General features: G+C 51.4%; 21 protein-coding genes. 15 read left to right on the forward strand and 6 right to left on the reverse strand.

Translation table 11 applies throughout. From position 1 onward, the window contains the following. Window positions 1-51 precede the first annotated feature (51 nt). The 3 genes from ppnP to FEK43_RS13455 all read left to right on the forward strand — a co-directional run bounded on the left by ppnP (window position 52) and on the right by FEK43_RS13455 (window position 3,212). Window positions 52-336: a pyrimidine/purine nucleoside phosphorylase gene (gene ppnP / locus FEK43_RS13445; RefSeq protein ID WP_135406140.1), complete on the forward strand. Its 285-nt coding sequence runs from the start codon at window positions 52-54 to the stop codon at window positions 334-336. Window positions 337-480: 144 nt separating this feature from the next. Continuing rightward, window positions 481-2,760 (forward strand): DUF2773 domain-containing protein, encoded by a 2,280-nt coding sequence (locus FEK43_RS13450; RefSeq protein WP_138158588.1) that lies wholly within the window; start codon window positions 481-483, stop codon window positions 2,758-2,760. Then, window positions 2,757-3,212 (forward strand): hypothetical protein, encoded by a 456-nt coding sequence (locus tag FEK43_RS13455; protein WP_135406141.1) that lies wholly within the window; start codon window positions 2,757-2,759, stop codon window positions 3,210-3,212. The genes FEK43_RS13450 and FEK43_RS13455 overlap by 4 nt, the downstream gene beginning before the upstream one ends. Before the next feature lie 82 nt (window positions 3,213-3,294). Here FEK43_RS13455 and rdgC read toward each other — a convergent pair whose 3' ends face one another. Then, the gene (gene rdgC / locus FEK43_RS13460; protein WP_135406142.1) at window positions 3,295-4,206 is read right to left on the reverse strand and encodes a recombination-associated protein RdgC; all 912 of its coding nucleotides are present in this window, start codon (window positions 4,204-4,206) and stop codon (window positions 3,295-3,297) included. 124 nt (window positions 4,207-4,330) lie between these two features. On the opposite strand from rdgC, the gene mak reads away from it, so the two are divergent. Continuing rightward, window positions 4,331-5,239 carry a fructokinase gene (gene mak / locus FEK43_RS13465; protein ID WP_135406143.1) on the forward strand — a complete coding sequence of 303 codons (909 nt, stop codon included), beginning with the start codon at window positions 4,331-4,333 and terminating at the stop codon, window positions 5,237-5,239. A 330-nt stretch (window positions 5,240-5,569) separates the two neighbouring features. Here the strand turns inward: mak and araJ are convergent, their stop codons facing one another. From araJ to sbcD, 3 genes are all read right to left on the reverse strand, one after another. After that, window positions 5,570-6,754 carry an MFS transporter AraJ gene (gene araJ, locus FEK43_RS13470; protein ID WP_130206209.1) on the reverse strand — a complete coding sequence of 395 codons (1,185 nt, stop codon included), beginning with the start codon at window positions 6,752-6,754 and terminating at the stop codon, window positions 5,570-5,572. A gap of 125 nt (window positions 6,755-6,879) precedes the next feature. Continuing rightward, window positions 6,880-10,023 carry an exonuclease subunit SbcC gene (sbcC, locus tag FEK43_RS13475; protein ID WP_138158590.1) on the reverse strand — a complete coding sequence of 1,048 codons (3,144 nt, stop codon included), beginning with the start codon at window positions 10,021-10,023 and terminating at the stop codon, window positions 6,880-6,882. Further along, a complete protein-coding gene (sbcD, locus tag FEK43_RS13480; protein ID WP_130206213.1) occupies window positions 10,020-11,222 on the reverse strand; it encodes an exonuclease subunit SbcD in 1,203 nt (400 codons plus the stop codon). Before sbcD ends, sbcC begins: the two co-directional genes overlap by 4 nt. 189 nt (window positions 11,223-11,411) lie before the next feature. Here sbcD and phoB point away from each other — a divergent pair, with 189 nt between their 5' ends. The 5 genes from phoB (at window position 11,412) to malZ (ending at window position 18,600) form a co-directional block, all read left to right on the forward strand. After that, complete coding sequence (gene phoB / locus FEK43_RS13485; RefSeq protein WP_000113933.1) at window positions 11,412-12,101, forward strand: phosphate response regulator transcription factor PhoB; 690 nt, start codon at window positions 11,412-11,414, stop codon at window positions 12,099-12,101. Window positions 12,102-12,158: 57 nt separating this feature from the next. Next, window positions 12,159-13,454: a phosphate regulon sensor histidine kinase PhoR gene (gene phoR, locus FEK43_RS13490; protein WP_138158592.1), complete on the forward strand. Its 1,296-nt coding sequence runs from the start codon at window positions 12,159-12,161 to the stop codon at window positions 13,452-13,454. 405 nt (window positions 13,455-13,859) lie between these two features. Further along, the gene (brnQ, locus tag FEK43_RS13495) at window positions 13,860-15,179 is read left to right on the forward strand and encodes a branched-chain amino acid transporter carrier protein BrnQ (protein WP_130206217.1); all 1,320 of its coding nucleotides are present in this window, start codon (window positions 13,860-13,862) and stop codon (window positions 15,177-15,179) included. A 75-nt stretch (window positions 15,180-15,254) separates the two neighbouring features. After that, window positions 15,255-16,628 carry a proline-specific permease ProY gene (gene proY, locus FEK43_RS13500; RefSeq protein ID WP_130223251.1) on the forward strand — a complete coding sequence of 458 codons (1,374 nt, stop codon included), beginning with the start codon at window positions 15,255-15,257 and terminating at the stop codon, window positions 16,626-16,628. Window positions 16,629-16,782: 154 nt separating this feature from the next. After that, on the forward strand, window positions 16,783-18,600 hold the full coding sequence (gene malZ, locus FEK43_RS13505) for a maltodextrin glucosidase (RefSeq protein ID WP_135406144.1): 1,818 nt from the start codon (window positions 16,783-16,785) through the stop codon (window positions 18,598-18,600). A 4-nt stretch (window positions 18,601-18,604) separates the two neighbouring features. Here malZ and acpH read toward each other — a convergent pair whose 3' ends face one another. Beyond that, a complete protein-coding gene (gene acpH / locus FEK43_RS13510) occupies window positions 18,605-19,186 on the reverse strand; it encodes an ACP phosphodiesterase (protein ID WP_130223247.1) in 582 nt (193 codons plus the stop codon). Between the two features lie 92 nt (window positions 19,187-19,278). On the opposite strand from acpH, the gene queA reads away from it, so the two are divergent. From queA to yajD, 6 genes are all read left to right on the forward strand, one after another. Next, complete coding sequence (gene queA, locus FEK43_RS13515; protein WP_135406145.1) at window positions 19,279-20,349, forward strand: tRNA preQ1(34) S-adenosylmethionine ribosyltransferase-isomerase QueA; 1,071 nt, start codon at window positions 19,279-19,281, stop codon at window positions 20,347-20,349. Between the two features lie 54 nt (window positions 20,350-20,403). Beyond that, window positions 20,404-21,531 (forward strand): tRNA guanosine(34) transglycosylase Tgt, encoded by a 1,128-nt coding sequence (tgt, locus tag FEK43_RS13520; RefSeq protein ID WP_000667317.1) that lies wholly within the window; start codon window positions 20,404-20,406, stop codon window positions 21,529-21,531. Between the two features lie 22 nt (window positions 21,532-21,553). Further along, window positions 21,554-21,886 (forward strand): preprotein translocase subunit YajC, encoded by a 333-nt coding sequence (gene yajC, locus FEK43_RS13525; protein WP_000007629.1) that lies wholly within the window; start codon window positions 21,554-21,556, stop codon window positions 21,884-21,886. A gap of 27 nt (window positions 21,887-21,913) precedes the next feature. Then, window positions 21,914-23,761, forward strand: a complete 1,848-nt coding sequence (secD, locus tag FEK43_RS13530) for a protein translocase subunit SecD (protein WP_130206228.1) — start codon at window positions 21,914-21,916, stop codon at window positions 23,759-23,761. A 10-nt stretch (window positions 23,762-23,771) separates the two neighbouring features. Next, complete coding sequence (gene secF, locus FEK43_RS13535; RefSeq protein WP_130206230.1) at window positions 23,772-24,743, forward strand: protein translocase subunit SecF; 972 nt, start codon at window positions 23,772-23,774, stop codon at window positions 24,741-24,743. 127 nt (window positions 24,744-24,870) lie between these two features. Continuing rightward, a complete protein-coding gene (gene yajD, locus FEK43_RS13540) occupies window positions 24,871-25,218 on the forward strand; it encodes an HNH nuclease YajD (RefSeq protein ID WP_000974823.1) in 348 nt (115 codons plus the stop codon). A 216-nt stretch (window positions 25,219-25,434) separates the two neighbouring features. Here yajD and tsx read toward each other — a convergent pair whose 3' ends face one another. Next, on the reverse strand, window positions 25,435-26,319 hold the full coding sequence (gene tsx, locus FEK43_RS13545) for a nucleoside-specific channel-forming protein Tsx (RefSeq protein ID WP_116836751.1): 885 nt from the start codon (window positions 26,317-26,319) through the stop codon (window positions 25,435-25,437). Between the last annotated feature and the right edge of the window lie 104 nt (window positions 26,320-26,423).

Genomic DNA, 26,423 nt, shown 5'->3' on the forward strand with positions numbered 1-26,423 from the left:
CTTTGGCCCCTATAGTGAAGAAGATGTTAAACCACCTGACAGGGCCAGTTTATGCTTCAAAGTAACGAATACTTTTCCGGAAAAGTGAAATCGATCGGCTTTACCAGCAGCGATACTGGTCGCGCCAGCGTCGGTGTGATGGTTGAAGGTGAATACACGTTCAGTACTGCGGAACCCGAAGAGATGACGGTGGTCAGCGGGGCGCTGAATGTTTTGCTGCCTGGCGCTACCGACTGGCACGTGTATGAAGCTGGTGAAGTATTTAATGTTCCCGGCCACAGCGAGTTCCATCTGCAAGTTGCCGAACCGACCTCCTATTTGTGCCGCTATCTGTAATATCGCGCCTTCCCGTCTGAATGGGAGGGCATTTTTCTGAAATATTCCTTATTTCACGAATAATAAAACCTCCATTGCTGCTAATTTTTCTATTTTCGATATATTCATAATCTATCAAGGTTGATATTAATATCAGTGAAGATTATGAATAAAATAAAAATATTGATCATCTGTATGGTTGTATTTATTGCCACCGAAAATGTTTACGCTGCAAAGTGGATCACGAGCGATGATCTTATTAAGTCAGATTTCCATATCATGACCGCAGAAGAACGTAATGGAGTTAAAGAGGAAACCGATGATAGTATGGAAGCCTCTTATATGCTCAAAAATAACATTCGTTGGTATTATCATAATGGAGATTTATCAATACCCAGCAATTTTAGTAATAAGCATACCCTGGTGGTCAAGGGAGATTTAACCATTAATGGTGATTATGATGATTATTCGGCAGGTGATGGTCAACTCATTGTGTTGGGCAATGTGATTGTCGATAACTTTATTAATCATGATTTCGCATACGTCAAAGGTGAGATGCAAGCGAAAGGTTTAGTCTATGCTGATTATAATGATCATAACTTTGAAGTAATGAAAGGTATTACGGCTCGCGGAATTATTGTTTCAGACAAGGCGACGCAATTTGAGGTTAATAACGCTGAGTTTTATATCAACGAAGATACCAGCAATGAAAATTATGACTGGGATGCGAATATTCGAAAAGCGTATTCGCTGTTTGAGCCCGATCTCTATGGGATTACTGAAATTGAAACCGACAATGTTTTAAATGCCTATCCTGATTATGACAGCGTAGCGGCCAGTATTGTCCAGGGATTGCCGTTGTTTCGCGATAAACCTGTATCGGGGTTAAGTGAAAAATTGCAGTGGATTGAACAGGGCAAGGTCGAAAAATTTGCGGCTGGCAACGTTAAGCATGAAGATCCGCTGGTGGCGCGTTTTCTGACTCGCATGGAGAGTCTACCAACTGATGTTATGCTGCAATTGCTACAGCATCCTGATGACCAGACACGAGAATATATGGCGCAGCGTTGGCCCGCCAGGCAAATGCATTTACTCACCGCGCCTTTTATTAAAGACCAGGCAGTGGCGAAAGGACTGATTAAAAACAGCGATATTTCACCAGAAGTGAATGAAAAATTAATGTCGACGCCTGTCGAGAGCGTCCAACTCGAGCAGGCCAGACAGGATAATCTTTCTCCGGAACTCATTGCCCTATTAAGTCAGAGTCCGTTTCCGATTGTGCGTAAGACGTTAGTCTGCCAGTACGATTACGCGTGGCTGGCGCCAACATCTGTGGTGGATGAACTGATAAATAGCGATGATGATGAACTACGCGAACGAATTGCTGGTGCCGATTTGACTACACGACAAGCCGTGGCGCTGAGTAACGATCAATCAATTAAGGTCCGTGAAGCCGTAGCTCATGCCCTTGCGGAACTAAAAGTTACGCGGCTTTCTGCAAACATGAGTATTCCCGATATTGAACGTATTGCAGATCAAATGTATCTCGATAATAAAGACCATAAAAATATCGTTATGGCATTATTTATTGCTTTACCTGAAGCGCGCCAACTGTCGCTGGCAAAAGAAGATATACAATATTTACGTGAAGGTGCGCGTTATCTGACGTCAACTGAAGTGATTAACTATCTCCTGACACATCATGATAACCCCGCTGTCTGGAATGAATTAGCACACGATAAACTGCTGCCGTTGGAATACAAGAAAAAATTGTGGCAGCGCACATTGCAATTAATGATGAGCAAACGGCAAGAGGATCAGGAGCAGGCGTATGATATACAACTGGAACTGATTGATAATGGCATAGTAGATGAAGCAATGCTCAATGACGCCATCGATTTGCTACCTGATTTACCGGCTGAATATCGTTACCGGATGCGCAATCAGTTATTTGATAAAAATGATTTACCCTCAGAGATTATTGCCCGTCTTGATAAGCAATATCGCTTTAATTCTGACTGGGCGCTGTCTGTTACAGACATGACAAATAGTAATCGTAGGCAGTGTGATAGAGGATTACGTCGCTGGAATGATGATGATAGCGTTATTTTAATCGAGCTGGATAAGCTGACAGATAAGCCTGATGATGAGTTTTGGCTGGCATTACTGCAAAGTCGGCATGAACAATTACGTAAAACGGCGTTGATTAATGCGCATACGCCGACTTCTGCATTCACAGCATTGGTTACACCGCAGGATCGTCAGGGAGCGATTGCCAATCCGCAACTGCCTGCTGAGGTGAAAACGGCGTGGTTAAAAGAGGATCCGTCATTACTGTTATTTGCCGATCATCCTGATCCACAACAATTACGTGAATTAGTTAAAACCGGATCGACACGGCAAATTCGTAGTGAAGCGCGCAATAAGCTTGAGGAATTAAAATGAGGTCACGGCCCTGGAGTAAATTACAGCGGGAAATCTCTGATTTACTGACGCCGACCATCAATCTGCAAATTCACTGTACCCGTTATCCAATGCGCAGCCAAAATGGTGGAAGCACCGATTTGCCGCGTTACTGGATCACTCTGGATCAAGATGTTATCTGGGATTACCCAAAAGATTTTGTCGCGGGTAATCATGGGGTGCGAAATTTTCACGGCGAAACTTGCTGGTATCCTTACCTGACGGATATTTGTTCAATTTCTAATTTATTGCGTGAATATATTGATACACCGAAAGCGGAGCTGTTAACGAAACAGTTTGCCAGTGATAAGTGGGGGTTAGTGAATATTCTGCGTGCTGCCGACAGGCGAATCGGGACGAGGCGGTTAGATCAGTTACGGCGTAAAACACACAATATTGCAGCGTTAAAAATCATCATCCGACGTAGCGAATGATTAGATTAATGCCTGGCATGGCTTCGTACGCCGGATAAGACGCACCGAGGCGTCGCATCCGGCATTGAAGGCAAACCAGCTATTAACGTTGCGCTTCGCCGCCCAATCCTTCGATCAGGTTTTGAATTAACGCTGCCAGTTCGCCGGTCATCAGGATGAAATCGGCGTCAAAACGCTGGGCAAAATCTTCGCGGTCGATATCTTCGTTTTGATCGCGCAGCTCGTCGCAGAACTTCAGGCGCTTGAGCGAACCATCGTCGCACATCACAAACTGAACGCGTTGCTGCCAGTCGAGCGCCAGTTTAGTCACCACTTTTCCGGCTTCAATGTGATTGGTGATCTCTTCGCTGGTCAGATCTTGTTTCTTCGCGCGGATCACGCCGCCATCTTCCAGCAGCGATTTCAGCTCGGCTTCATCAAGCAGCTGGAAGCCCTGTGCCGCGCTGCCGGAGCGTACCCATTCGGTCAGCGTCAGTTCAATCGGGTTTTCCATGCTCAATGGCACAACCGGTAACGACCCCAGGCTTTTACGCAGCAGTGCCAGCGTATCTTCCGCTTTTTTGGCGCTGGCGCAGTCCACCATGATCAAACCGTTCACCGTGTCGATCCACATCATGGTTTGGCTGAAACGGCTGAAGGCGCGAGGCAGCAGAGAGTGCAACACTTCATCTTTCAGCGAATCTTTTTCGGTTTTCTTCAGCTTACGCGCCTGTTCCGCTTCCAGTTTGGCGATTTTCGCTTCCAGCGCCTGTTTAATCACCGGAGACGGGAGGATTTTTTCTTCTTTGCGCGCGCAGATAACAATTTGACCATTGGCAACGTGCGTTAACGCATCGCTGTGTGATCCCATCGGAGGAACCCAGCCCATCTTCGCCATATCCTGGCTGCCGCATGGGGTAAATGCCATCGAGGCTAGCTGTTTTTCCATCTCTTCTGCACGCAGCGAAACCTCGCGGCTAAGACGGTAAACCATTAAATTTTTGAACCACAGCATGATAATTTCCACGGCCTTGTCGTTAAATTTAGCGGGCATGATAACGAATTGTCGGCAGCCTTGCATTGCCAATCCGGTTGTCCGTCTCTACGCTATTGATATTGAAAAAAATAAGGAGAGTACCGTGCGTATAGGTATCGATTTAGGCGGCACCAAAACTGAAGTGATTGCACTGGGCGATGCAGGGGAGCAGTTGTACCGTCATCGTCTGCCCACGCCGCGTGATGATTACCGCAAGACCATAGAAACGATCGCCACGCTGGTAGAGATGGCGGAGCAGGCGACGGGGCAGCGTGGAACAGTGGGGATGGGGATCCCCGGCTCGATTTCACCCTATACCGGCGTGGTGAAAAATGCCAATTCAACCTGGCTTAATGGTCAACCATTCGATAAAGACTTAAGCGCGCGGTTGCAGCGGGAAGTGCGGTTGGCAAATGACGCCAACTGTCTGGCGGTTTCGGAAGCGGTAGATGGCGCGGCAGCGGGAGCGCAGACGGTATTTGCTGTGATTATCGGCACGGGATGCGGCGCGGGCGTGGCATTCAATGGGCGGGCGCATATCGGCGGCAATGGCACGGCAGGCGAGTGGGGACACAATCCGCTACCGTGGATGGACGAAGACGAACTGCGTTATCGCGAGGAAGTCCCTTGTTATTGCGGTAAACAAGGCTGTATTGAAACCTTTATTTCGGGTACCGGATTTGCCACAGATTATCGTCGTTTAAGCGGACATGCACTGAAAGGCAGTGAAATTATTCGTCTCGTTGAAGAAAGCGATCCGGTTGCCGAGCTGGCATTACGTCGTTATGAGCTACGACTGGCGAAGTCGCTGGCGCATGTGGTGAATATTCTCGACCCGGATGTGATTGTCCTGGGCGGAGGGATGAGCAATGTTGACCGTTTATATCAAACGGTTCCGCCGTTGATTAAACAATTTGTCTTCGGTGGAGAATGTGAAACGCCGGTACGTAAGGCGAAACATGGTGATTCGAGCGGCGTACGCGGCGCCGCATGGTTATGGCCACAAGAGTAAAAAACCCAGGCAATTGGTGCATCATGCCTGATGCGACGCTTGTCGCGTCTTATCAGGCCTACAAAATAAGCAGCCGTAGGCCGGATAAGGCGCTCGCGCCGCATCCGGCACCGTGCTCAGATGCCTGATGCGATACTGGCGCGTCTTATCAGGCCTACAAAATGAGCAGCCGTAGGCCGGATAAGGCGCTCGTGCCGCATCCGGCACCCTGCTCAGATGCCTGATGCGACGCTTACCGCGTCTTATCAGGCCTACAAAATAAGCAGCCGTAGGCCGGATAAGGCGCTCGCGCCGCATCCGGCAACAAGTAACGTGCACTGTGACTGCAACCTACCCCAGTGGTTTCGCCAGCACCGGACTCTCCGCTACTTGCTGGCGCTTATAGCGACCATACAGCAGCAATGAGGACATCGCAGCAAACGAGAGCAGGGCGGCAGGTAACGCCACGTAATTATACGCCAGCCCCAGCGTCAGCATCATCCCGCCGCAATAAGCACCCACGGCGCTACCGAGGTTAAACGCTATTTGCCCACCCGCGGCACCTAATAACTCCCCACCTTTGGCATTCTGCAGTAACAATATTTGCAGCGGTGCTGAAAGGGCAAATAATCCCGCGCAACATATAAAAGCAAAAATAAGCGACGTTGTTTTCATGCCGCCGAAGAAAAAGAGCATCAACAGTGCCAGTACAATAATAAAGTCAGTCACTGCCGCAATGCGTAGCGGCGAGTAACGTCCAGAAATCCGGCCACTTAGCATATTCCCCAGCACCATCCCCAGTCCGACCAGCATCATAATGAAGGTCATCGCCGTTTCCGAAAAACCGGAAATAAACATCATGTAAGGTTTAACGTAACTAAACCAGGCAAACACACCTGCGTTGCCAAACATCGTGGCGGCAAAAATTAACCACGGGGCCGGGCTGCGCAAAAAGTGAAATTGTTCGCGCAGCTTTCCTTTCGCCTCGTCGCGAATATCCGGTACCCAAAAATAGACCGATGCCATCACCGCAATATTAAAAACAGCGATCAATAAAAAGGTGTAACGCCAGCTAAATTCCTGACTTAAATACGTTCCCAGCGGAATGCCCAGCAAATTGGCGACCGTCATCCCGGAAACCATACCCGCCACGGCGGCGGTGACTTTGCCGGGTTGGATAATTTTCGATAACACGATCGCTCCGACGCCAAAAAATGCGCCATGCGGAAAGCCGGATACCAGGCGACCAATGGCGAGCATCAGGTAAGACGAAGAGAGCGTGAACATGGCGTTGCCAATGACGCACAACGCCACCAGAAACAACAAGATATGTTTGAGTGAGTAGCGACTGGAAAAAAGCGCGATTATTGGCGCACCGACCACCACCCCCAGCGCATAATACGAAATCATATGCCCGGCGGCTGGAATCGAAATTCCCACATTATGCGCCAGCTCCGTGAGCACCCCCATAATGCCAAATTCAGCCATCCCCAGGCCAAATGTGCCGAGTGCCAAAGATAAAATAACTTTTTTCATACCACCATCACAACCAACAGAGCAGCTACGAATCACCGTAGCCAATAAAGTGATAGCTTGCAGGATAACGACCATCCGGGCCAAGAGATAATTCGCCCCTCTGTATTCATTATCCTGCTGAATAGTTATTTCACCGCAAACGCGCTTTCCAGTTTACTGTAGCCCAGTCCGTTGATCTTCTTCACTTTAATCTGCACCGGAATACGCTCTTTCATCGCTTCAACGTGGCTAATCACCCCGATGGTTTTACCACTGGCGTTCAGGGCATCCAGTGCGTCAAGGGCGGTATCCAGCGTTTCGCTATCCAGCGTGCCGAAACCTTCATCGAGGAACAGCGAGTCAATACGCGTTTTATGGCTGACCAGATCCGAAAGCGCCAGCGCCAGCGCCAGGCTCACGAGGAAACTTTCGCCGCCGGAAAGCGTACGGGTATCGCGTACCGCATCTGCCTGCCAGGTATCGACAACTTCGACCTCCAGCGCCTCGCTGGCTTTACGCTGTAACAGGTAGCGACCGTGCAGCCGGGTAAGTTGCTGGTTAGCCAGATGGACCAGATTGTCCAGCGTCAGCCCCTGAGCGAATTTACGGAATTTATCGCCCTCTTTGGAGCCAATCAGCGAATTAAGATATCCCCAGTCCTCAACCTGCTGCGTCGTCTGTGCAATTTGCAGCATTAAGGTTTGTTGTTGCTGACGGTTGTCTGCATCCTGCTTCAGCTGCTGGCGAATTTCCCCCTGGCGAGTGGTGTTTTCACGCAACTTTTGGTGAGTTTGCGCTAACTCTTGCTGAATCTGTTCCACCGTCACCGTGAGATCCAGTCCGCCAGGTCGGTGTTGCTGATGCTGTGCCAGTGTTTCAGCTGTCTGAGTGGCCAGCGCTTGTGCCTGACGACGCTGGTTTTCCAGATTCTGTTTCAGCTGTTCCAGCTGAGTTAGCGTCTGCTCATCCATTAACGCCGCAAGAAATGCCTGCTGATCGTCAAAAATGCTGTCCTGTAGCGCGGTGTCAAACTGCGCCTGAACTTTTTGCAGACTTTGCGCTGCCAGAACCTCCTGTTGCTGCAACGTTTGCTGCTGGCTTTGCAACGCGAGGCATTGTTCGTGAACTTGCCGCCAGTTTTCCAGCGCCACAGTTTCTTCGCTGTGCGGGAGTTCATCATTTTGCGGCAACGTTTCCAGAATCGGCGTCAGCTGCTGAATACGGTTTTGCAGCGCGGTTAATTCGTTCTGGCGTTGCTGCCAGCTCTGCGCTTCTTGCTGACGTGTCGCCAACCAGCTCTCTTCTTCATCTTCCTGTGGCAATGTCAGTGCATAACCCACCAATGCTGTTAAGAGTTGCTGCTGGCGTTGTTCAATTTGCTGTTGATACTGGATAATTTGCTGATTATGCGCGGCAATCTGACCTTGTAATTCATACCGTTGGCTGAGTAACCGCAGCTGGCGTTCGTGCTCATCTTGTGCATCTAGCCACGGTTGAATATCGTCCTGTGGCTGCAAGGTGATATTGAGGCTGGCCGTGACGGCTTGCCATTGTTGAGTAAGTGCTTGCTCATCTTGCCGGAGGCTTTGCGCTTCGTTTTCATCACGCTGAAGCTGCTTCGTTAATGCATCCAGTTGCCCGCGCAGCGCCGCGCCTTCTTCGCCGAGCTTTTTCACTTCGTTTTCCAGCGTTAATAGCCGGGCCTGATTAACGCCCGGTTCCAGCGCCTGATACGCCTCGACCGCCGGGTGGCTGGTGGAACCACAAAGTGGACAAGGCTGACCTGCCTGTAACTGCGCGCGCTGGGCTTCCAGCGTTTTAATGCGAGCTTCCTGCTCGCAAATGGTTTTGACATCGGCAAGTTGCTGCGTCTTTTCTTTATAACGCTGGCGCATTTCGTTAAGTGCGGCATTACGTTGCGTCTGTTCCAGAGTGACATTCTGGATAGCGACCTGTAACTGCGCCAGACGTTTTTGTTGGGGAACAATCTGCCCATGCAGCGCAACCAGGCGTTGACGCAGTGGGCGTTGCTCAGCATATTGCGCCTGGGCGCTAGCAACTTCATCGGCGGTTAACGTCAACGTGATCGCCGCAAGCGCATTAAGTTTTTGCTCAGAATGGGTTAACTGTTGCTGCCATTGCCGCAGATGCTCGCGATCGCTGGTTTGTTGGGAGAACTGCGCACGCCAACCTGCCAGTTCGTTGTTCCACTGACGGAAGCGATCGTGTTCCTGTAACCAGGCATTCAGGCTTTGTTGCTGCTGCTGTAATTCTGCTGACTGCTTCGCCGCGTGGTAGCGAATGCTCGCACGAAGCGCCATTGTGCTCTGTAAGCGAGTATTTACTTCTTCAATCTGCTGGCGAGTATGCGCCAGCGCCGCGCTGTGTTCTGCGATGCGTTCCCAGTGCGGACGAAGATTTCGTGCCGGTTGCGCCAGGCTGAGGGCCGCCAGTTGCGGTTGTGCTTTTTCTTCCTCGGCTAACGCCTGTTGCAGTGCCTGCTGACGGCGACTGGCTTCCTGCTGCAACTCGTCCTTACGCGTTAACCAGTTAAGTGATTGTTGTTCTTGCTGCTGCGCAGTGAGTAACCGTTTCTCTTCGTCAGTGAGTACCTGCAAACTATCTGTAAGCGATTGCAGCTGTTCTGGCGCTAATAACGCAACGCCGCTGGCCTGCGCTTGCAGTTTCTCCAGCTCAGTACGGGCCGATTTATGCTGTTCAAAAACCATTGCGGAGATTTGCCCGTAGATTTCGGTGCCGGTTAACTCCTCGAGCAATTCCGCGCGTTCTTTTGGTTTGGCATTCAGGAAGGCAGCAAATTGCCCTTGTGAAAGCAGCATCGAACGGGTGAAGCGCCCGTAATCAAGCCCGGTTAACGTCGCCGTCAGTTCCAGCTTATCTTTCACTTTGTCGGCGAGAATTTTGCCGTCTGCGCAGCGCGCCAGCTCTACGCGTGGCACCTGCAAATTACCGTCCGGCTGGTTACGCGCCCGATTCTGGCTCCAGAACGCGCGATACGCTTCACCTTTCACTTCAAATTCCACTTCCGCCAGACATTCGGCGGTATCGCGGGTCATGAGATCATTTTGTGATTGCGAAACGTTAGAGAGGCGCGGGGTTTCGTGATACAGCGCCAGACAAATGGCATCGAGTAGGGTCGTTTTTCCAGCACCTGTTGGGCCGGTAATGGCAAACAGCCCGTTGCTGGCGAACGGCTCGCGGGTGAAATCAATCTTCCATTCGCCTTTTAATGAGTTCAGGTTTTTCAGGCGCAGGCTGAGAATTTTCATGCTTCGTGTTCTCCGGCGAGGGTCTGCAACGTCGTGGCGAAAAGATTCTGTAGACGTTGCTGCTGCGATTCATCCAGTTCTTCCAGTGCCAGACGGCGATTGAACACCTCTTCGACGCTGAGTTCGCTGAGGGTTTCACGCTGTTGGCTGGCTAACACACGCTCGCGTTGTTCACGACTCCGGCGTACCAGCAATACTTCGACAGGTAATGATTCGGTTAATGCCTGGATTTTGCGCTGAATATCATGCAGATACTCATCGGTAGTGATTTCGATATCCAGCCAGACAGGTGGCTCTTGTGATACATCGCGCCACTGTTCCAGCTGTTCGGTAATCGACGCCAGATCGCCTTTCAGCACCGCCATGGGTTGCGTTACCGGTACGTTCAGATTTTCCACGCTCTCTAATTTGCCGTTTGAAAATGTCACCAGATGGACATATTTACTCTTACCGCATTCATCAAAACTCAGTGGAATGGGGGAGCCGCAATAGCGAACATGTTCCATGCCGCCAATAATCTGCGCGCGGTGAATATGCCCGAGCGCGATGTAGTCGGCTGGCGGAAAGTTTTGTGCCGGAAACGCGTCCAGCGTGCCAATATAGATGTCACGCACGGCGTCACTTTTACTGGCACCCACGGTCGTTAAATGTCCCGTGGCGATGATGGGCAGAGGCTGATCGCCGCGCAGCTTGCAGGCATCGGCATAGTGTTGTTGATAATAATCAGTAATAGCTGCCAGCAAATGCTGCTGTTTTTCAATACCGTTAAGTCCCGCCTGGCTGGTAATAATGTCACGCGGGCGTAAAAAAGGAATGGGGCACAGCACTGCGCCTGGCGTCCCGTCGCGACGAGGCAAGATTTGCGGCGCATGTCCGGCGCTGGCGACCACGGTAGTATTGAGGAACGCCATGATATCGCGCGATTCATTCAGTGTGGCGACCGAATCATGGTTTCCCGCCAGTACCACCAGATGACAGCCAGTTTGCTGTAAATTGACAACAAAACGGTTGTATAACGTGCGGGCGTAACTGGGCGGTGAGCCGGTATCGAAAACATCACCTGCAACAATAATCGCATCCACCTGATGGGTTTGTGCTGTCTCCAGCAGCCAGTCAAGAAAAGCCTGATGCTCAGCTTCGCGGCTTTTACTGTAGAAGTTCTGGCCGAGATGCCAGTCTGAAGTGTGAAGGATGCGCATAACGATTCTCTGGCGAAAAAGCATGGGCGCGATTATACCCAAACAGGTGCGCTATTTGCTTTTTTCTGCACCACAGAAATCAATAACCTGAAAGGATGTGCGGCGTGCTTTTCATAAATCTGTCATAAATCTGACGCATAATGACGTCGCATTAATGATCGCAATCTATTTATTACAACAGGGCAAATCATGGCGAGACGTATTCTGGTCGTAGAAGATGAAGCTCCAATTCGCGAAATGGTCTGCTTCGTGCTCGAGCAAAATGGCTTCCAGCCGGTCGAAGCGGAAGATTATGACAGTGCTGTGAACCAACTGAATGAACCCTGGCCGGATTTAATTCTCCTCGACTGGATGTTACCCGGCGGCTCCGGTATCCAGTTCATCAAACACCTCAAGCGCGAGTCGATGACCCGTGATATTCCGGTTGTGATGTTGACCGCCAGAGGGGAAGAAGAAGATCGCGTGCGCGGCCTTGAAACCGGTGCGGATGACTATATCACCAAGCCGTTTTCGCCGAAGGAGCTGGTGGCGCGAATCAAAGCGGTAATGCGCCGTATATCGCCGATGGCGGTGGAAGAGGTGATTGAGATGCAGGGGCTAAGTCTCGACCCTACATCTCACCGGGTGATGGCGGGCGAAGAACCGCTGGAGATGGGGCCGACTGAATTTAAACTGCTGCACTTTTTTATGACGCATCCCGAGCGCGTGTACAGTCGCGAGCAACTGCTAAATCACGTCTGGGGAACCAACGTATATGTAGAAGACCGCACGGTCGATGTCCACATTCGCCGCCTGCGTAAAGCACTGGAACCCGGCGGGCATGACCGCATGGTGCAGACCGTGCGCGGTACAGGATATCGTTTTTCAACCCGCTTTTAGCGCCTTGCTCATCGGACGCAGAGCAGGGCTTATGATTTCTTAACTGGAGTATCTTACGTGCTGGAACGGCTGTCGTGGAAAAGGCTGGTGCTGGAGCTGCTACTTTGCTGCCTCCCGGCTTTCATCCTGGGTGCATTTTTTGGTTACCTGCCCTGGTTTTTGCTGGCATCGGTAACAGGACTGCTTATCTGGCATTTCTGGAATTTATTGCGCCTTTCATGGTGGCTGTGGGTGGATCGCAGTATGACCCCGCCACCGGGGCGTGGTAGCTGGGAACCGCTGCTGTACGGTTTACACCAGATGCAACTGCGTAATAAAAAACGCCGCCGCGAGCTGGGTAATCTTATCAAACGCTTTCGTAGCGGCGCGGAGTCGCTACCCGATGCGGTGGTGCTGACCACGGAAGAGGGTGGGATTTTCTGGTGTAACGGTCTGGCGCAACAAATTCTTGGTCTGCGCTGGCCGGAAGATAACGGGCAGAACATCCTTAACCTGCTGCGTTATCCGGAGTTTACGCAATATCTGAAAACGCGTGATTTTTCTCGCCCGCTCAATCTGGTGCTCAACACCGGGCGGCATCTGGAAATTCGTGTCATGCCTTATACCCATAAACAGTTGCTGATGGTGGCGCGAGATGTCACGCAAATGCATCAACTGGAAGGGGCGCGACGCAACTTTTTTGCCAACGTAAGCCATGAGTTACGCACGCCATTGACGGTGTTACAGGGTTACCTGGAGATGATGGATGAGCAGCCGCTGGAAGGCGCGGTACGCGAAAAAGCGTTGCACACCATGCGTGAGCAGACTCAGCGGATGGAAGGGCTGGTGAAGCAGTTACTGACCTTGTCGAAAATTGAAGCCGCGCCGACGCAGTTGCTGAATGAGAAGGTTGATGTGCCGATGATGCTGCGCGTCGTTGAGCGTGAAGCTCAGACGCTGAGCCAGCAAAAACAGACACTTACCTTTGAGATTGATAACGGCCTCAAAGTGTCTGGCAGCGAAGACCAGTTACGCAGTGCGATTTCGAATCTGGTCTATAACGCCGTGAATCATACGCCGGAAGGTACGCATATCACCGTACGCTGGCAGCGAGTGCCGCACGGTGCCGAATTTAGTGTTGAAGATAATGGACCGGGCATCGCACCGGAGCATATTCCGCGCCTGACCGAGCGTTTTTATCGCGTTGATAAAGCGCGTTCCCGACAAACTGGCGGTAGCGGGTTGGGGTTAGCGATCGTGAAGCATGCGGTAAATCATCATGAAAGCCGGCTCAGTATTGAAAGTACGGTGGGCAAAGGTACGCGTTTCAGTTTTGTTCTGCCGGAACGTTTAATTGCCAAAAATAGCGATTAATCCGCCTTTGTCATTTTTTGTTGCCATAAGCCAGCCGATGCTGGCTTTTTTTCTTTGCAGTCAAAAAACGGGCGCTGAATTTTACAATGTATGGTGATTTTTTGTTCGCATGATAAGCCATATCTTTTTCACGGAAATAGTGTTTTATACTGGTTTGTGATTTCTTATCGTTATATCCCTCTGGTTTTTAGATCCCTCCTTGCTTTAAAACGTTATAAGCGTTTAAATTGCGCTTCAGGTGCTGTCATACTGACTGCATTCACGCGGTAAATCGAAAAACTATTCTTCGCCGCGCCTGGTTGGGAGTATTTCCCGCTAAAATTGTTTAAATATACCGCTGTATCATCCCCAGGGATTGGCACAAAATTTAACGTTACAACACCACATCCACAGGCAGTATGATTTATGACCCATCAGTTAAGATCGCGCGATATCATCGCTCTGGGCTTTATGACATTTGCGTTGTTCGTTGGCGCAGGTAACATTATTTTCCCTCCTATGGTCGGCTTGCAGGCAGGCGAACACGTCTGGACTGCGGCATTCGGCTTCCTCATTACTGCCGTTGGTCTGCCGGTATTAACGGTAGTGGCGCTGGCGAAAGTTGGCGGCGGCGTTGACAGTCTGAGCACACCAATCGGTAAAGTCGCAGGCGTGCTGTTGGCAACAGTCTGCTACCTGGCGGTAGGGCCGCTGTTTGCAACACCGCGTACGGCAACAGTCTCCTTTGAAGTGGGCATTGCGCCGCTGACGGGTGACTCCGCACTGCCGCTGTTTATCTACAGCCTGGTCTATTTCGCTATCGTTATTCTGGTTTCGCTCTATCCGGGCAAGCTGCTGGATACCGTGGGCAACTTCCTTGCGCCGCTGAAAATTATCGCGCTGGTCATCCTGTCTGTTGCCGCGATTGTCTGGCCTGCGGGTTCTATCAGCACGGCAACTGAGGCTTATCAAAACGCTGCGTTTTCTAACGGCTTCGTTAACGGCTATCTGACCATGGATACGCTGGGCGCGATGGTGTTTGGTATCGTTATTGTTAACGCGGCGCGTTCTCGCGGCGTTACCGAAGCGCGTCTGCTGACCCGTTATACTGTCTGGGCTGGCCTGATGGCGGGCGTTGGTTTGACTCTGCTGTACCTGGCGCTGTTCCGTCTGGGTTCAGACAGCGCGTCGCTGGTTGATCAATCCGCGAACGGTGCCGCTATTCTGCATGCTTACGTTCAGCACACCTTTGGCGGCGGCGGTAGCTTCCTGCTGGCGGCGTTAATCTTCATCGCTTGTCTGGTAACGGCGGTTGGCTTGACCTGCGCTTGTGCGGAATTCTTCGCTCAATACATCCCGCTCTCATACCGTACGCTGGTGTTTATCCTCGGCGGCTTCTCGATGGTGGTCTCTAATCTGGGCTTAAGCCAGCTGATTCAGATCTCTGTACCGGTGCTGACTGCCATTTATCCGCCGTGTATCGCACTGGTTGTATTAAGTTTTACACGCTCATGGTGGCATAATTCGTCCCGCGTGATTGCTCCGCCGATGTTTATCAGCCTGCTTTTTGGTATTCTCGACGGGATCAAAGCATCTGCATTCAGCGATATTTTACCGTCCTGGGCGCAGCGTTTACCGCTGGCCGAACAAGGTCTGGCGTGGTTAATGCCAACGGTGGTGATGGTGGTTCTGGCCATTATCTGGGATCGCGCAGCAGGTCGTCAGGTGACCTCCAGCGCCCACTAAATCACTGTAAATTTGTTTTAACCACGGGGCTGCGATGCCCCGTGGTTTTTTATTGTGTTGATGGGTTAGGAATTGATGGAAAGTAAGAACAAACTAAAGCGTGGGCTAAGTACCCGACACATACGCTTTATGGCACTGGGTTCAGCAATTGGCACCGGGTTGTTTTACGGTTCGGCGGACGCCATCAAAATGGCCGGACCGAGCGTGTTGTTGGCCTATATTATCGGTGGTGTCGCGGCGTATATCATTATGCGTGCGCTGGGAGAAATGTCGGTACATAACCCGGCTGCCAGCTCTTTCTCGCGTTATGCGCAGGAAAACCTTGGCCCGCTGGCAGGTTATATCACCGGCTGGACCTACTGCTTTGAAATCCTTATTGTCGCCATCGCCGATGTGACCGCTTTCGGTATCTATATGGGCGTCTGGTTCCCGACGGTGCCGCACTGGATATGGGTGTTGAGCGTGGTGCTGATCATTTGTGCCATCAACCTGATGAGCGTGAAAGTGTTCGGCGAGCTGGAGTTCTGGTTCTCGTTCTTTAAAGTCGCCACCATTATCATCATGATCGTTGCTGGTTTCGGTATCATCATTTGGGGGATTGGCAACGGCGGGCAACCGACCGGTATCCATAACCTGTGGAGCAACGGCGGCTTCTTCAGTAACGGCTGGCTTGGCATGGTGATGTCGTTGCAAATGGTGATGTTTGCCTACGGTGGTATTGAAATTATTGGTATTACCGCCGGTGAAGCGAAAGAGCCGGAGAAGTCTATTCCGCGCGCGATTAACTCAGTGCCGATGCGTATTCTGGTTTTCTATGTTGGTACGCTGTTCGTCATTATGTCTATCTATCCGTGGAATCAGGTAGGTACTGCAGGTAGCCCGTTCGTGCTGACGTTCCAGCATTTGGGGATTACCTTTGCCGCCAGCATTCTTAACTTCGTTGTGCTGACAGCCTCTTTGTCGGCAATTAACAGCGACGTGTTTGGTGTAGGCCGTATGCTGCACGGCATGGCAGAGCAGGGCAGTGCGCCGAAAATTTTCAGCAAAACGTCGCGTCGCGGTATTCCGTGGGTCACGGTGCTGGTCATGACTACCGCGCTGCTGTTTGCGGTGTATCTGAACTACATCATGCCGGAAAACGTCTTCCTGGTGATTGCCTCGCTGGCGACCTTCGCTACCGTGTGGGTGTGGATTATGATCCTGCTGTCGCAGATTGCCTTCCGTCGCCGCCTGCCGCCAGAAGAAGTTAAAGCGCTGAAATTTAAAGTTCCTGGCGGGGTGGCAACGACCATCACTGGGCTGGTTTTCCTGGTCTTTATCATCGGACTGATCGGTTATCACCCTGAAACGCGTATCTCTCTGTACGTTGGTTTTGCGTGGATTGTGGTGCTGTTGATTGGCTGGATGTTTAAACGCCGCCACGATCGCCAGCTGGCAGAAAACCACTAATTCCTGCTTTTTGTCGCCGGATCAGGAGCAAAACCTGATCCGGCTATTCCGAAAGTTATCCACCCCCATCCTCATCCCCCAAATATCCTTCAGATGATGAGTGATCCTGCATTAGGCTATGGCAAGGTGAACACATTTTCATCACAGGGGAATTATGATGTTAAATGCATGGCACCTGCCGGTGCCCCCGTTTGTTAAGCAAAGCAAAGATCAACTGCTCATTACGCTGTGGCTGACGGGCGAAGAGCCGCCACAGCGCATTATGTTGCGCATGGAAAACGATAACGAAGAAACATCAATACCGATGCATAAACAGCGCAGCCAGCCGCAGCCTGGTGTGACGGCGTGGCGGGGAGCGCTCTCTCTCGCCACCGGGCAACCACGGCGGCGCTACAGTTTCAAATTGCTGTGGCACGATCGCCAGCGTTGGTTTACGCCGCAAGGTTTCAGCCCAATACCACCTGCGCGGCTGGAACAGTTTGCCGTCGATGTGCCGGATATCGGACCACAATGGGCGGCGGATCAGATTTTTTATCAGATCTTCCCGGATCGTTTTGCCCGGAGTCTGCCTCGTAATGCCGATCAGGATCATGTCTATTATCATCACGCCGCCGGGCGGAAAATCATATTGCGTGACTGGGATGAACCGGTCACGGCACAGGCGGGCGGATCAACGTTCTATGGCGGCGATCTGGACGGGATAAGCGAAAAACTGCCGTACCTGAAAAAGCTCGGCGTGACGGCGCTGTATCTTAATCCGGTGTTTAAAGCACCCAGCGTGCATAAATACGATACCGAAGATTATCGCCACGTCGATCCGCAGTTTGGCGGCGACGGGGCGTTGCTGCGTTTGAGAGACAACACGCAGCAGCAAGGAATGCGCCTGATGCTGGACGGCGTGTTTAACCACAGTGGCGATTCTCATGCCTGGTTTGACAGGCACAATCGCGGGACGGGCGGCGCTTGCCATAACCCCGAATCGCCCTGGCGCGACTGGTACTCGTTTCGCGATGACGGCACGGCGCTCGATTGGCTGGGCTATGCCAGCCTGCCAAAACTGGATTATCAGTCGGAAAGTCTGGTGAATGAAATTTATCGCGGTGAAGACAGCATTGTCCGTCACTGGCTGAAAGCGCCGTGGAATATGGACGGCTGGCGACTGGATGTGGTGCATATGCTGGGGGAAGCGGGTGGGGCGCGCAATAATTTGCAGCATGTCGCTGGCATCACTGAGGCGGCGAAAGAAACCCAGCCAGAAGCGTACATTGTCGGTGAATATTTTGGCGATGCGCGGCAATGGTTACAGGCCGATGTGGAAGATGCATCGATGAACTATCGGGGCTTTACTTTTCCGCTGTGGGGCTTTCTCGCTAATACCGATATCTCTTACGATCCGCAGCAGATTGACGCTCAAATCTGTATGACCTGGATGGACAATTACCGTGCCGGGCTTTCTCATCAACAGCAACTGCGTATGTTTAACCAGCTCGATAGTCACGATACCGCGCGATTTAAAACGTTACTCGGACGGGATGTTGCGCGTCTGCCACTGGCGGTCGTCTGGCTGTTCACCTGGCCTGGTGTACCGTGTATTTATTACGGCGATGAAGTGGGGCTGGACGGCAATAACGATCCATTTTGTCGTAAACCGTTTCCCTGGGACCCGGAAAAACAAGATACGGAACTATTCGCGCTGTACCAGCGAATGATTGCGCTGCGTAAGAAGAGCCTGGCATTGCGTCGTGGCGGCTGTCAGGTGTTGTATGCGGAAGATAACGTGGTGGTGTTTGTGCGTGTGCTCAATCAGCAGCGTGTGCTAGTGGCAATCAACCGTGGTGAAGCGTGTGAAGTGGTGCTACCCGCATCGCCGTTGCTTAATGTCGCGCAATGGCAATGCAAAGAAGGGAACGGACAACTGGTCGATGAGATCCTGACGTTGCCCGCGATATCAGCCACGGTGTGGATGAATTAATACCCTACAACGCTTTGCGTGACGCCTGCTCCATCATCCGCGGATAAAATTGCCAGAAGCGGGTTTCAAGGGCGTCGTAATGGGTGTCTAAATCGTACCAGGAGTCACGCAGAGCATCCAGACGTGGGCGACGGCTTGCCATGCCGTTTAACACGCTCTGGATGAAATCCATATCGCGATAGCGCACCAGCCATTGCTCTGACCATAAGTAATTATTCAGATTGATAAAGCGCGGCGGTGAGTCCGGCAAAATCGTCATCACTTGTTCGCGGGCATAACAGACAAATTCCTGTAGCGGAAAGTCCGGCGACAGCTGCGACCAGTGGCGGGAAAGAAAGTGATCCCACATCACATCCAGCGTAATAGGCGCAACGCGGCGAGTTTCGTTGCGAAACCACTCCCGCGCTTCGCGGACTTCCGGCAGATTGTCGGTTAACACATCGATACGCCGATGCATATGAATACCTGCAACCACGTCGGGCGGAAAACTTTCGTCAGGATTTCCGCGAACAAAATCAGCCAGTAAATTGCCGGAAAGCGAACTTTCAGCGAGATGGGCTAAATGCAGGTGAGCTAAAAAATTCATCGATTATATTCTATCCAAAGGGGGGTAAAGGTTGCAGGGAGAGCGCCCCGGCACTAGACTACCCGCCTCTTATTTTAGTCTGAGTCAGTGTCATGCGCGTTACCGATTTCTCCTTTGAATTGCCCGAATCCCTGATTGCCCACTATCCCATGCCTGAACGCAGTAGCTGTCGTTTACTGTCGCTGGACGGGCCGACGGGCGCGCTGACGCATGGTACTTTCACCGATTTACTCGACAAGCTCAACCCCGGAGATCTTCTGGTTTTTAACAATACCCGCGTGATCCCGGCGCGTCTGTTTGGGCGAAAAGCTAGCGGCGGTAAAATTGAAGTGCTGGTTGAGCGGATGCTCGACGACAAACGCATTCTTGCGCATATTCGCGCCTCGAAAGCGCCAAAATCGGGCGCGGAGCTACTGCTGGGCGATGACGAAAGCATCAAAGCAACAATGACCGCTCGTCACGGCGCGCTGTTTGAAGTCGAATTTAACGATGAGCGCTCGGTGCTGGATATTCTCAACAGCATCGGCCATATGCCACTGCCGCCGTACATCGACCGTCCGGACGAAGATGCAGACCGCGAACTTTATCAAACGGTTTATAGCGAAAAACCAGGCGCGGTAGCAGCACCGACCGCCGGACTGCACTTTGACGAACCGCTGCTGGAAAAATTACGCGCCAAAGGCGTGGAGATGGCATTCGTGACCCTGCATGTGGGGGCGGGTACCTTCCAGCCGGTACGCGTCGACACCATTGAAGACCACATCATGCACTCGGAATATGCAGAAGTGCCGCAGGATGTGGTTGACGCAGTGCTGGCTGCGAAAGCGCGTGGTAACCGGGTGATAGCGGTTGGCACCACCTCTGTTCGCTCGCTTGAGAGCGCGGCCCAGGCGGCGAAAAACGATCTGATTGAACCGTTTTTCGATGATACACAAATCTTTATCTATCCCGGCTTCCAGTACAAAGTAGTCGATGCGCTGGTGACTAACTTCCATCTGCCGGAGTCAACGCTGATTATGCTGGTTTCCGCATTTGCCGGTTATCAACACACCATGAACGCCTATAAAGCAGCAGTAGAAGAGAAATATCGCTTTTTTAGTTACGGTGATGCGATGTTTATCACGTACAATCCGCAGGCAATTAATGAGCGCGTCGGGGAGTAATTCCGCGGCGCTGGTTTAAACGTTGGACTGTTTTTCTGACGTAGTGGAGAAAAAATGAAATTTGAACTGGACACCACCGACGGTCGCGCACGCCGTGGCCGCCTGGTCTTCGATCGTGGCGTAGTGGAAACGCCTTGTTTTATGCCTGTTGGCACCTACGGCACCGTAAAAGGGATGACGCCGGAAGAAGTTGAAGCCACTGGCGCGCAAATTATTCTGGGTAACACCTTCCACCTGTGGCTGCGCCCGGGTCAGGAAATCATGAAACTGCATGGCGATCTGCACGATTTCATGCAGTGGAAAGGCCCGATCCTTACCGACTCCGGCGGCTTCCAGGTCTTCAGTCTTGGCGATATCCGTAAAATCACCGAACAGGGCGTGCACTTCCGTAACCCCATCAACGGCGACCCGATTTTCCTCGATCCCGAAAAATCGATGGAGATTCAATACGATCTTGGCTCAGACATCGTCATGATTTTTGACGAGTGTACGCCGTATCCTGCTGACTGGGATTACGCGAAGCGCTCTATGGAGATGTCGCTGCGTTGGGCGAAGCGTAGCCGCGAGCGTTTTGACAGCCTCGGCAACAAAAATGCGCTCTTTGGTATCATTCAGGGCAGCGTTTACGAAGATTTACGTGATATCTCTGTTAAAGGTCTGGTAGATATCGGTTTTGATGGCTACGCTGTCGGCGGTCTGGCAGTGGGTGAGCCGAAAGCAGATATGCACCGTATCCTGGAGCATGTGTGCCCGCAAATTCCGGCAGACAAACCACGTTACCTGATGGGCGTTGGTAAACCGGAAGACCTGGTTGAAGGCGTGCGCCGCGGTATCGATATGTTTGACTGCGTAATGCCAACACGTAATGCGCGTAACGGTCATCTGTTCGTGACCGATGGCGTGGTGAAAATCCGCAATGCGAAGTATAAGAGCGACACTGGCCCGCTCGATCCTGAGTGTGATTGCTACACCTGTCGCAATTATTCACGTGCCTACTTGCATCATCTCGACCGTTGCAACGAAATATTAGGCGCGCGACTCAACACCATTCATAACCTTCGTTACTACCAGCGTTTGATGGCGGGTTTACGCAAGGCTATTGAAGAGGGTAAATTAGAGAGCTTCGTAGCTGATTTTTACCAGCGTCAGGGGCGAGAAGTACCACCTTTGAACGTTGATTAATATTAATAATGAGGGAAATTTAATGAGCTTTTTTATTTCTGATGCGGTAGCGGCAACGGGTGCTCCGGCACAAGGTAGCCCGATGTCTTTGATTTTGATGCTGGTGGTATTCGGTCTGATTTTCTATTTCATGATCCTGCGCCCACAGCAGAAGCGCACCAAAGAACACAAAAAGCTGATGGACTCCATCGCGAAAGGTGATGAAGTGCTGACGAACGGTGGCCTGGTCGGTCGCGTAACCAAAGTAGCAGAAAACGGCTACATTGCTATCGCGCTGAATGACACCACTGAAGTAGTTATTAAACGTGACTTCGTAGCCGCCGTTCTGCCGAAAGGCACCATGAAGGCGCTGTAATTAAAATTTTTCCCTAAGGGAATTGCCGTGTTAAACCGTTATCCTTTGTGGAAGTACGTCATGCTGATCGTGGTGATTGTCATCGGTCTGCTGTATGCGCTTCCCAACCTGTTTGGTGAGGATCCGGCTGTTCAGATCACTGGCGCGCGCGGAGTCGCCGCCAGTGAGCAAACGCTGATCCAGGTCCAGAAAACGTTACAAGAAGAAAAAATAACTGCTAAGTCTGTGGCGCTGGAAGAGGGCGCTATTCTTGCGCGCTTCGACTCCACTGACACCCAGCTACGCGCCCGTGAAGCATTAATGGGCATTCTGGGTGACAAATATGTCGTGGCGCTTAACCTTGCCCCGGCCACGCCGCGCTGGCTGGCAGCTATTCACGCTGAGCCGATGAAGCTCGGTCTTGACTTGCGTGGCGGCGTTCACTTCCTGATGGAAGTGGATATGGACACTGCGCTTGGCAAACTCCAGGAACAAAATATCGATAGCCTGCGCAGCGATCTGCGTGAAAAAGGCATCCCGTATACCACTGTTCGTAAAGAAAATAATTACGGTCTGAGCATCACTTTCCGCGATGGCAACGCCCGTGATGAAGCCATTGCATATCTGAGCAAGCGTCATCCCGATCTGGTCATTAGCAGCCAGGGTAGCAACCAGCTGCGTGCGGTCATGAGCGATGCGCGTCTCAGTGAAGCGCGTGAATATGCGGTGCAGCAGAACATTAACATCCTGCGTAACCGTGTAAACCAGCTTGGTGTGGCGGAGCCTGTAGTACAACGTCAGGGCGCAGACCGCATTGTCGTTGAGCTGCCAGGTATTCAGGATACTGCACGTGCGAAAGAAATTCTTGGCGCTACCGCGACGCTGGAATTCCGTCTGGTGAATACCAACGTTGACCAGGCTGCTGCTGCATCTGGACGCGTACCGGGCGACTCTGAAGTGAAACAGACCCGCGAAGGTCAGCCGGTTGTGCTGTACAAACGCGTGATTCTGACCGGTGACCATATCACCGATTCCACTTCCAGCCAGGACGAATACAACCAGCCGCAGGTTAACATCTCGCTCGACAGCGCAGGTGGTAACATCATGTCTAACTTCACTAAGGACAACATCGGCAAACCGATGGCGACCCTGTTTGTGGAGTATAAAGACAGCGGTAAGAAAGATGCTAATGGTCGTGCGGTTCTGGTGAAACAGGAAGAGGTGATTAACATCGCGAATATCCAGTCTCGTCTGGGTAACAGCTTCCGTATCACTGGTATCAACAACCCGAACGAAGCGCGTCAGCTGTCGCTGCTGCTGCGTGCCGGTGCGTTGATTGCACCGATTCAGATTGTTGAAGAACGTACCATTGGTCCGACCCTGGGTATGCAGAACATTGAACAGGGGCTGGAGGCATGTCTCGCCGGTCTGCTGGTTTCTATTCTGTTCATGATCATCTTCTATAAGAAGTTTGGTCTGATTGCGACCAGTGCTCTGATTGCGAACTTGATCTTGATTGTCGGCATTATGTCGCTGCTGCCTGGCGCGACGCTGAGTATGCCGGGGATCGCGGGTATCGTCTTAACCCTTGCGGTAGCGGTCGATGCGAACGTACTGATCAACGAACGTATTAAAGAAGAGTTAAGCAACGGGCGTACTGTTCAGCAGGCAATTGATGAAGGTTATCGTGGCGCGTTCAGTTCCATCTTCGATGCGAACATCACCACGCTGATTAAAGTCATCATCCTGTACGCAGTGGGTACCGGGGCAATTAAAGGGTTCGCGATTACTACCGGTATCGGTGTGGCGACGTCGATGTTTACCGCGATTGTCGGTACGCGTGCCATCGTAAACCTGCTATATGGCGGCAAGCGCGTCAAGAAGCTGTCAATCTGAGGAGTGCGATGTGGCACAGGAATATACTGTTGAACAACTAAACCACGGCCGTAAAGTCTATGACTTTATGCGCTGGGACTACTGGGCTTTCGGCATCTCTGGTCTGCTGTTAATCGCCGCGATCGTCATTATGGGCGTGCGCGGTTTTAACTGGGGGCTGGATTTCACCGGTGGTACGGTTATTGAAATTACGCTTGAAAAACCGGCTGAAATCGATGTAATGCGTGATGCATTGCAGAAAGCGGGCTTTGAAGAGCCGATGCTGCAAAACTTCGGTAGCAGCCACGACATCATGGTCCGCATGCCGCCAGCTGAAGGCGAAACCGGTGGTCAGGTGCTGGGCAGCAAAGTTCTGAAGGTGATTAACGAAGCTACCAATCAGAACGCGGCGGTGAAGCGTATTGAGTTCGTCGGTCCGAGCGTAGGGGCAGACCTTGCGCAAACCGGTGCGATGGCGCTGATGGCGGCACTGCTGTCTATCCTTGTATATGTCGGTTTCCGCTTTGAGTGGCGACTGGCGGCAGGGGTAGTAATCGCGCTGGCGCACGACGTTATCATTACGCTGGGTATTTTGTCGTTATTCCATATCGAGATTGACCTGACCATTGTGGCATCGTTGATGTCGGTTATCGGTTACTCGCTTAACGACAGTATCGTGGTATCGGACCGTATTCGTGAAAACTTCCGCAAAATCCGTCGCGGTACGCCTTACGAAATCTTTAACGTGTCCTTGACCCAGACGCTGCACCGTACCTTGATCACATCCGGTACCACCTTGATGGTTATCCTGATGCTGTATCTCTTTGGTGGCCCGGTGCTGGAAGGCTTCTCGCTGACCATGCTGATTGGTGTAACCATCGGTACCGCATCTTCCATCTATGTTGCATCTGCGCTGGCCCTGAAACTGGGTATGAAGCGTGAGCATATGCTGCAACAGAAAGTGGAAAAAGAAGGGGCGGACCAGCCGTCAATTCTGCCTTAATCAAGTTCCCGTTGATGTTGAAAATCCCGGTCAGAAGATCGGGATTTTTTTGATGTATGGAGATTGCGAAAATCCCCGCATCTTGGGAAACTGCGCGTAACCCTACATTTCATCCAGGTAACTTTTCATGGCTATCATCCCAAAAAACTATGCGCGGTTAGAAAGCGGCTATCGCGAAAAAGCATTAAAACTCTATCCGTGGGTCTGCGGTCGCTGTTCCCGCGAGTTTGTCTATTCCAACCTGCGTGAACTTACCGTTCACCATATTGATCACGACCATACCAATAATCCGGAAGATGGTAGTAACTGGGAATTGCTTTGTCTCTATTGCCATGATCATGAGCATTCGAAATATACCGAAGCGGATCAGTATGGTACGACGGTTATCGCAGGGGAAGATGCGCAGAAAGATGTCGGTGAAGCGAAATACAACCCGTTTGCTGATTTAAAAGCGATGATGAATAAGAAGAAGTAATAAAAAATGCCGGATATAAAATCCGCTATTTGAGCTTTGTGACAAACGAAAAATTGCCTGATACGCTACGCTTGTCAGGCCTACGTAATCTCAGCAATGTATTGAATTTTCGTGCTTTTGTAGACCAGATAAGGCGTTTACTCCGCATCCGGCATGAACAAAGCGCACGTTGCCGACAATCTGAAATGCCGGGAATAAATCCCGGCATTTTCACAATCAGAAGTTGTAACCTACCACCAGGTAACCACCCCAGCCGGTAGAGCGAACGTTGAAGTTGCCGTTACCGAAGTTCAGCTCTGCATCATCGTTCCACTGACCACCGTCATGCCAGTAACGTGCAACGACAGAGTAGTGCCAGTGATCGTAGTTCAGCGCCAGAATATGGCTGGAAGCGATGGAGTTATTGCTGCGCGTCTTAATACCGTTGATTGCGTTACCGCTGTCATCACCCAGATCGGAACCCCAGTCGAAGTTGGTGAAGCCGATGTAGCTCAGCTGACCGCCCCACAGATCGGTAATCGGCACAAAGTATTTAATTTTGAAACGGTAACCGTCCCACTCGTTTTCGTTCGCTGCGCCGTAGTTCTGCCACTGGTATTTCGCATACACGTTCATGGACAGGCTCATCGGCAGGCCAGTGTCAATGTCAGTACCCAGACCCATATACCAGGTGCTCTGGCGACCATCTTTGTTACGGCCCATGTCGTAAATGTAGTTGTTCGCGAAGTACCACTCTTTGAACGGACCGAAGCTAAGGTCAGTATTGGTCAGCTTATCGATGGAGAAACGCGGTTCGATTTCCATAAACAGCGGAGAACCGTGGTTCCAGATACCTTTGGCATCGGAGTTACCGCCGAAGAATACCGGCGCATCCGCGTAACCATAGAAATCGAACCAGTCTTTTTTAGCGAATGCTTCATACTCCAGGTAAGTATCGTTACGGATCTGCGGTCCGAAACGAGTGTGATAGCTACCTACTACGTTAACGCTCTGGTGCCACCAGTCGGAAAGGTACTGCGGTTTATCGTTTTCAGCTGCGTTGACAGTAAAAGACGAAGAGAGCGCCAGTACCGCACCGGCTGCCAGTAATGTTTTTTTCATATGTATGCCACTGTTTGAAAATCCCTTACGGGAGTGAAAAAGGCGCAAATTGCGTTTCTAAATATTTCCTATACAGAGGAGCCTATTATAAAAATCATTGCTCA

The organism is Escherichia sp. E2562 (assembly GCF_005781075.1).
Lineage (GTDB): Bacteria > Pseudomonadota > Gammaproteobacteria > Enterobacterales > Enterobacteriaceae > Escherichia.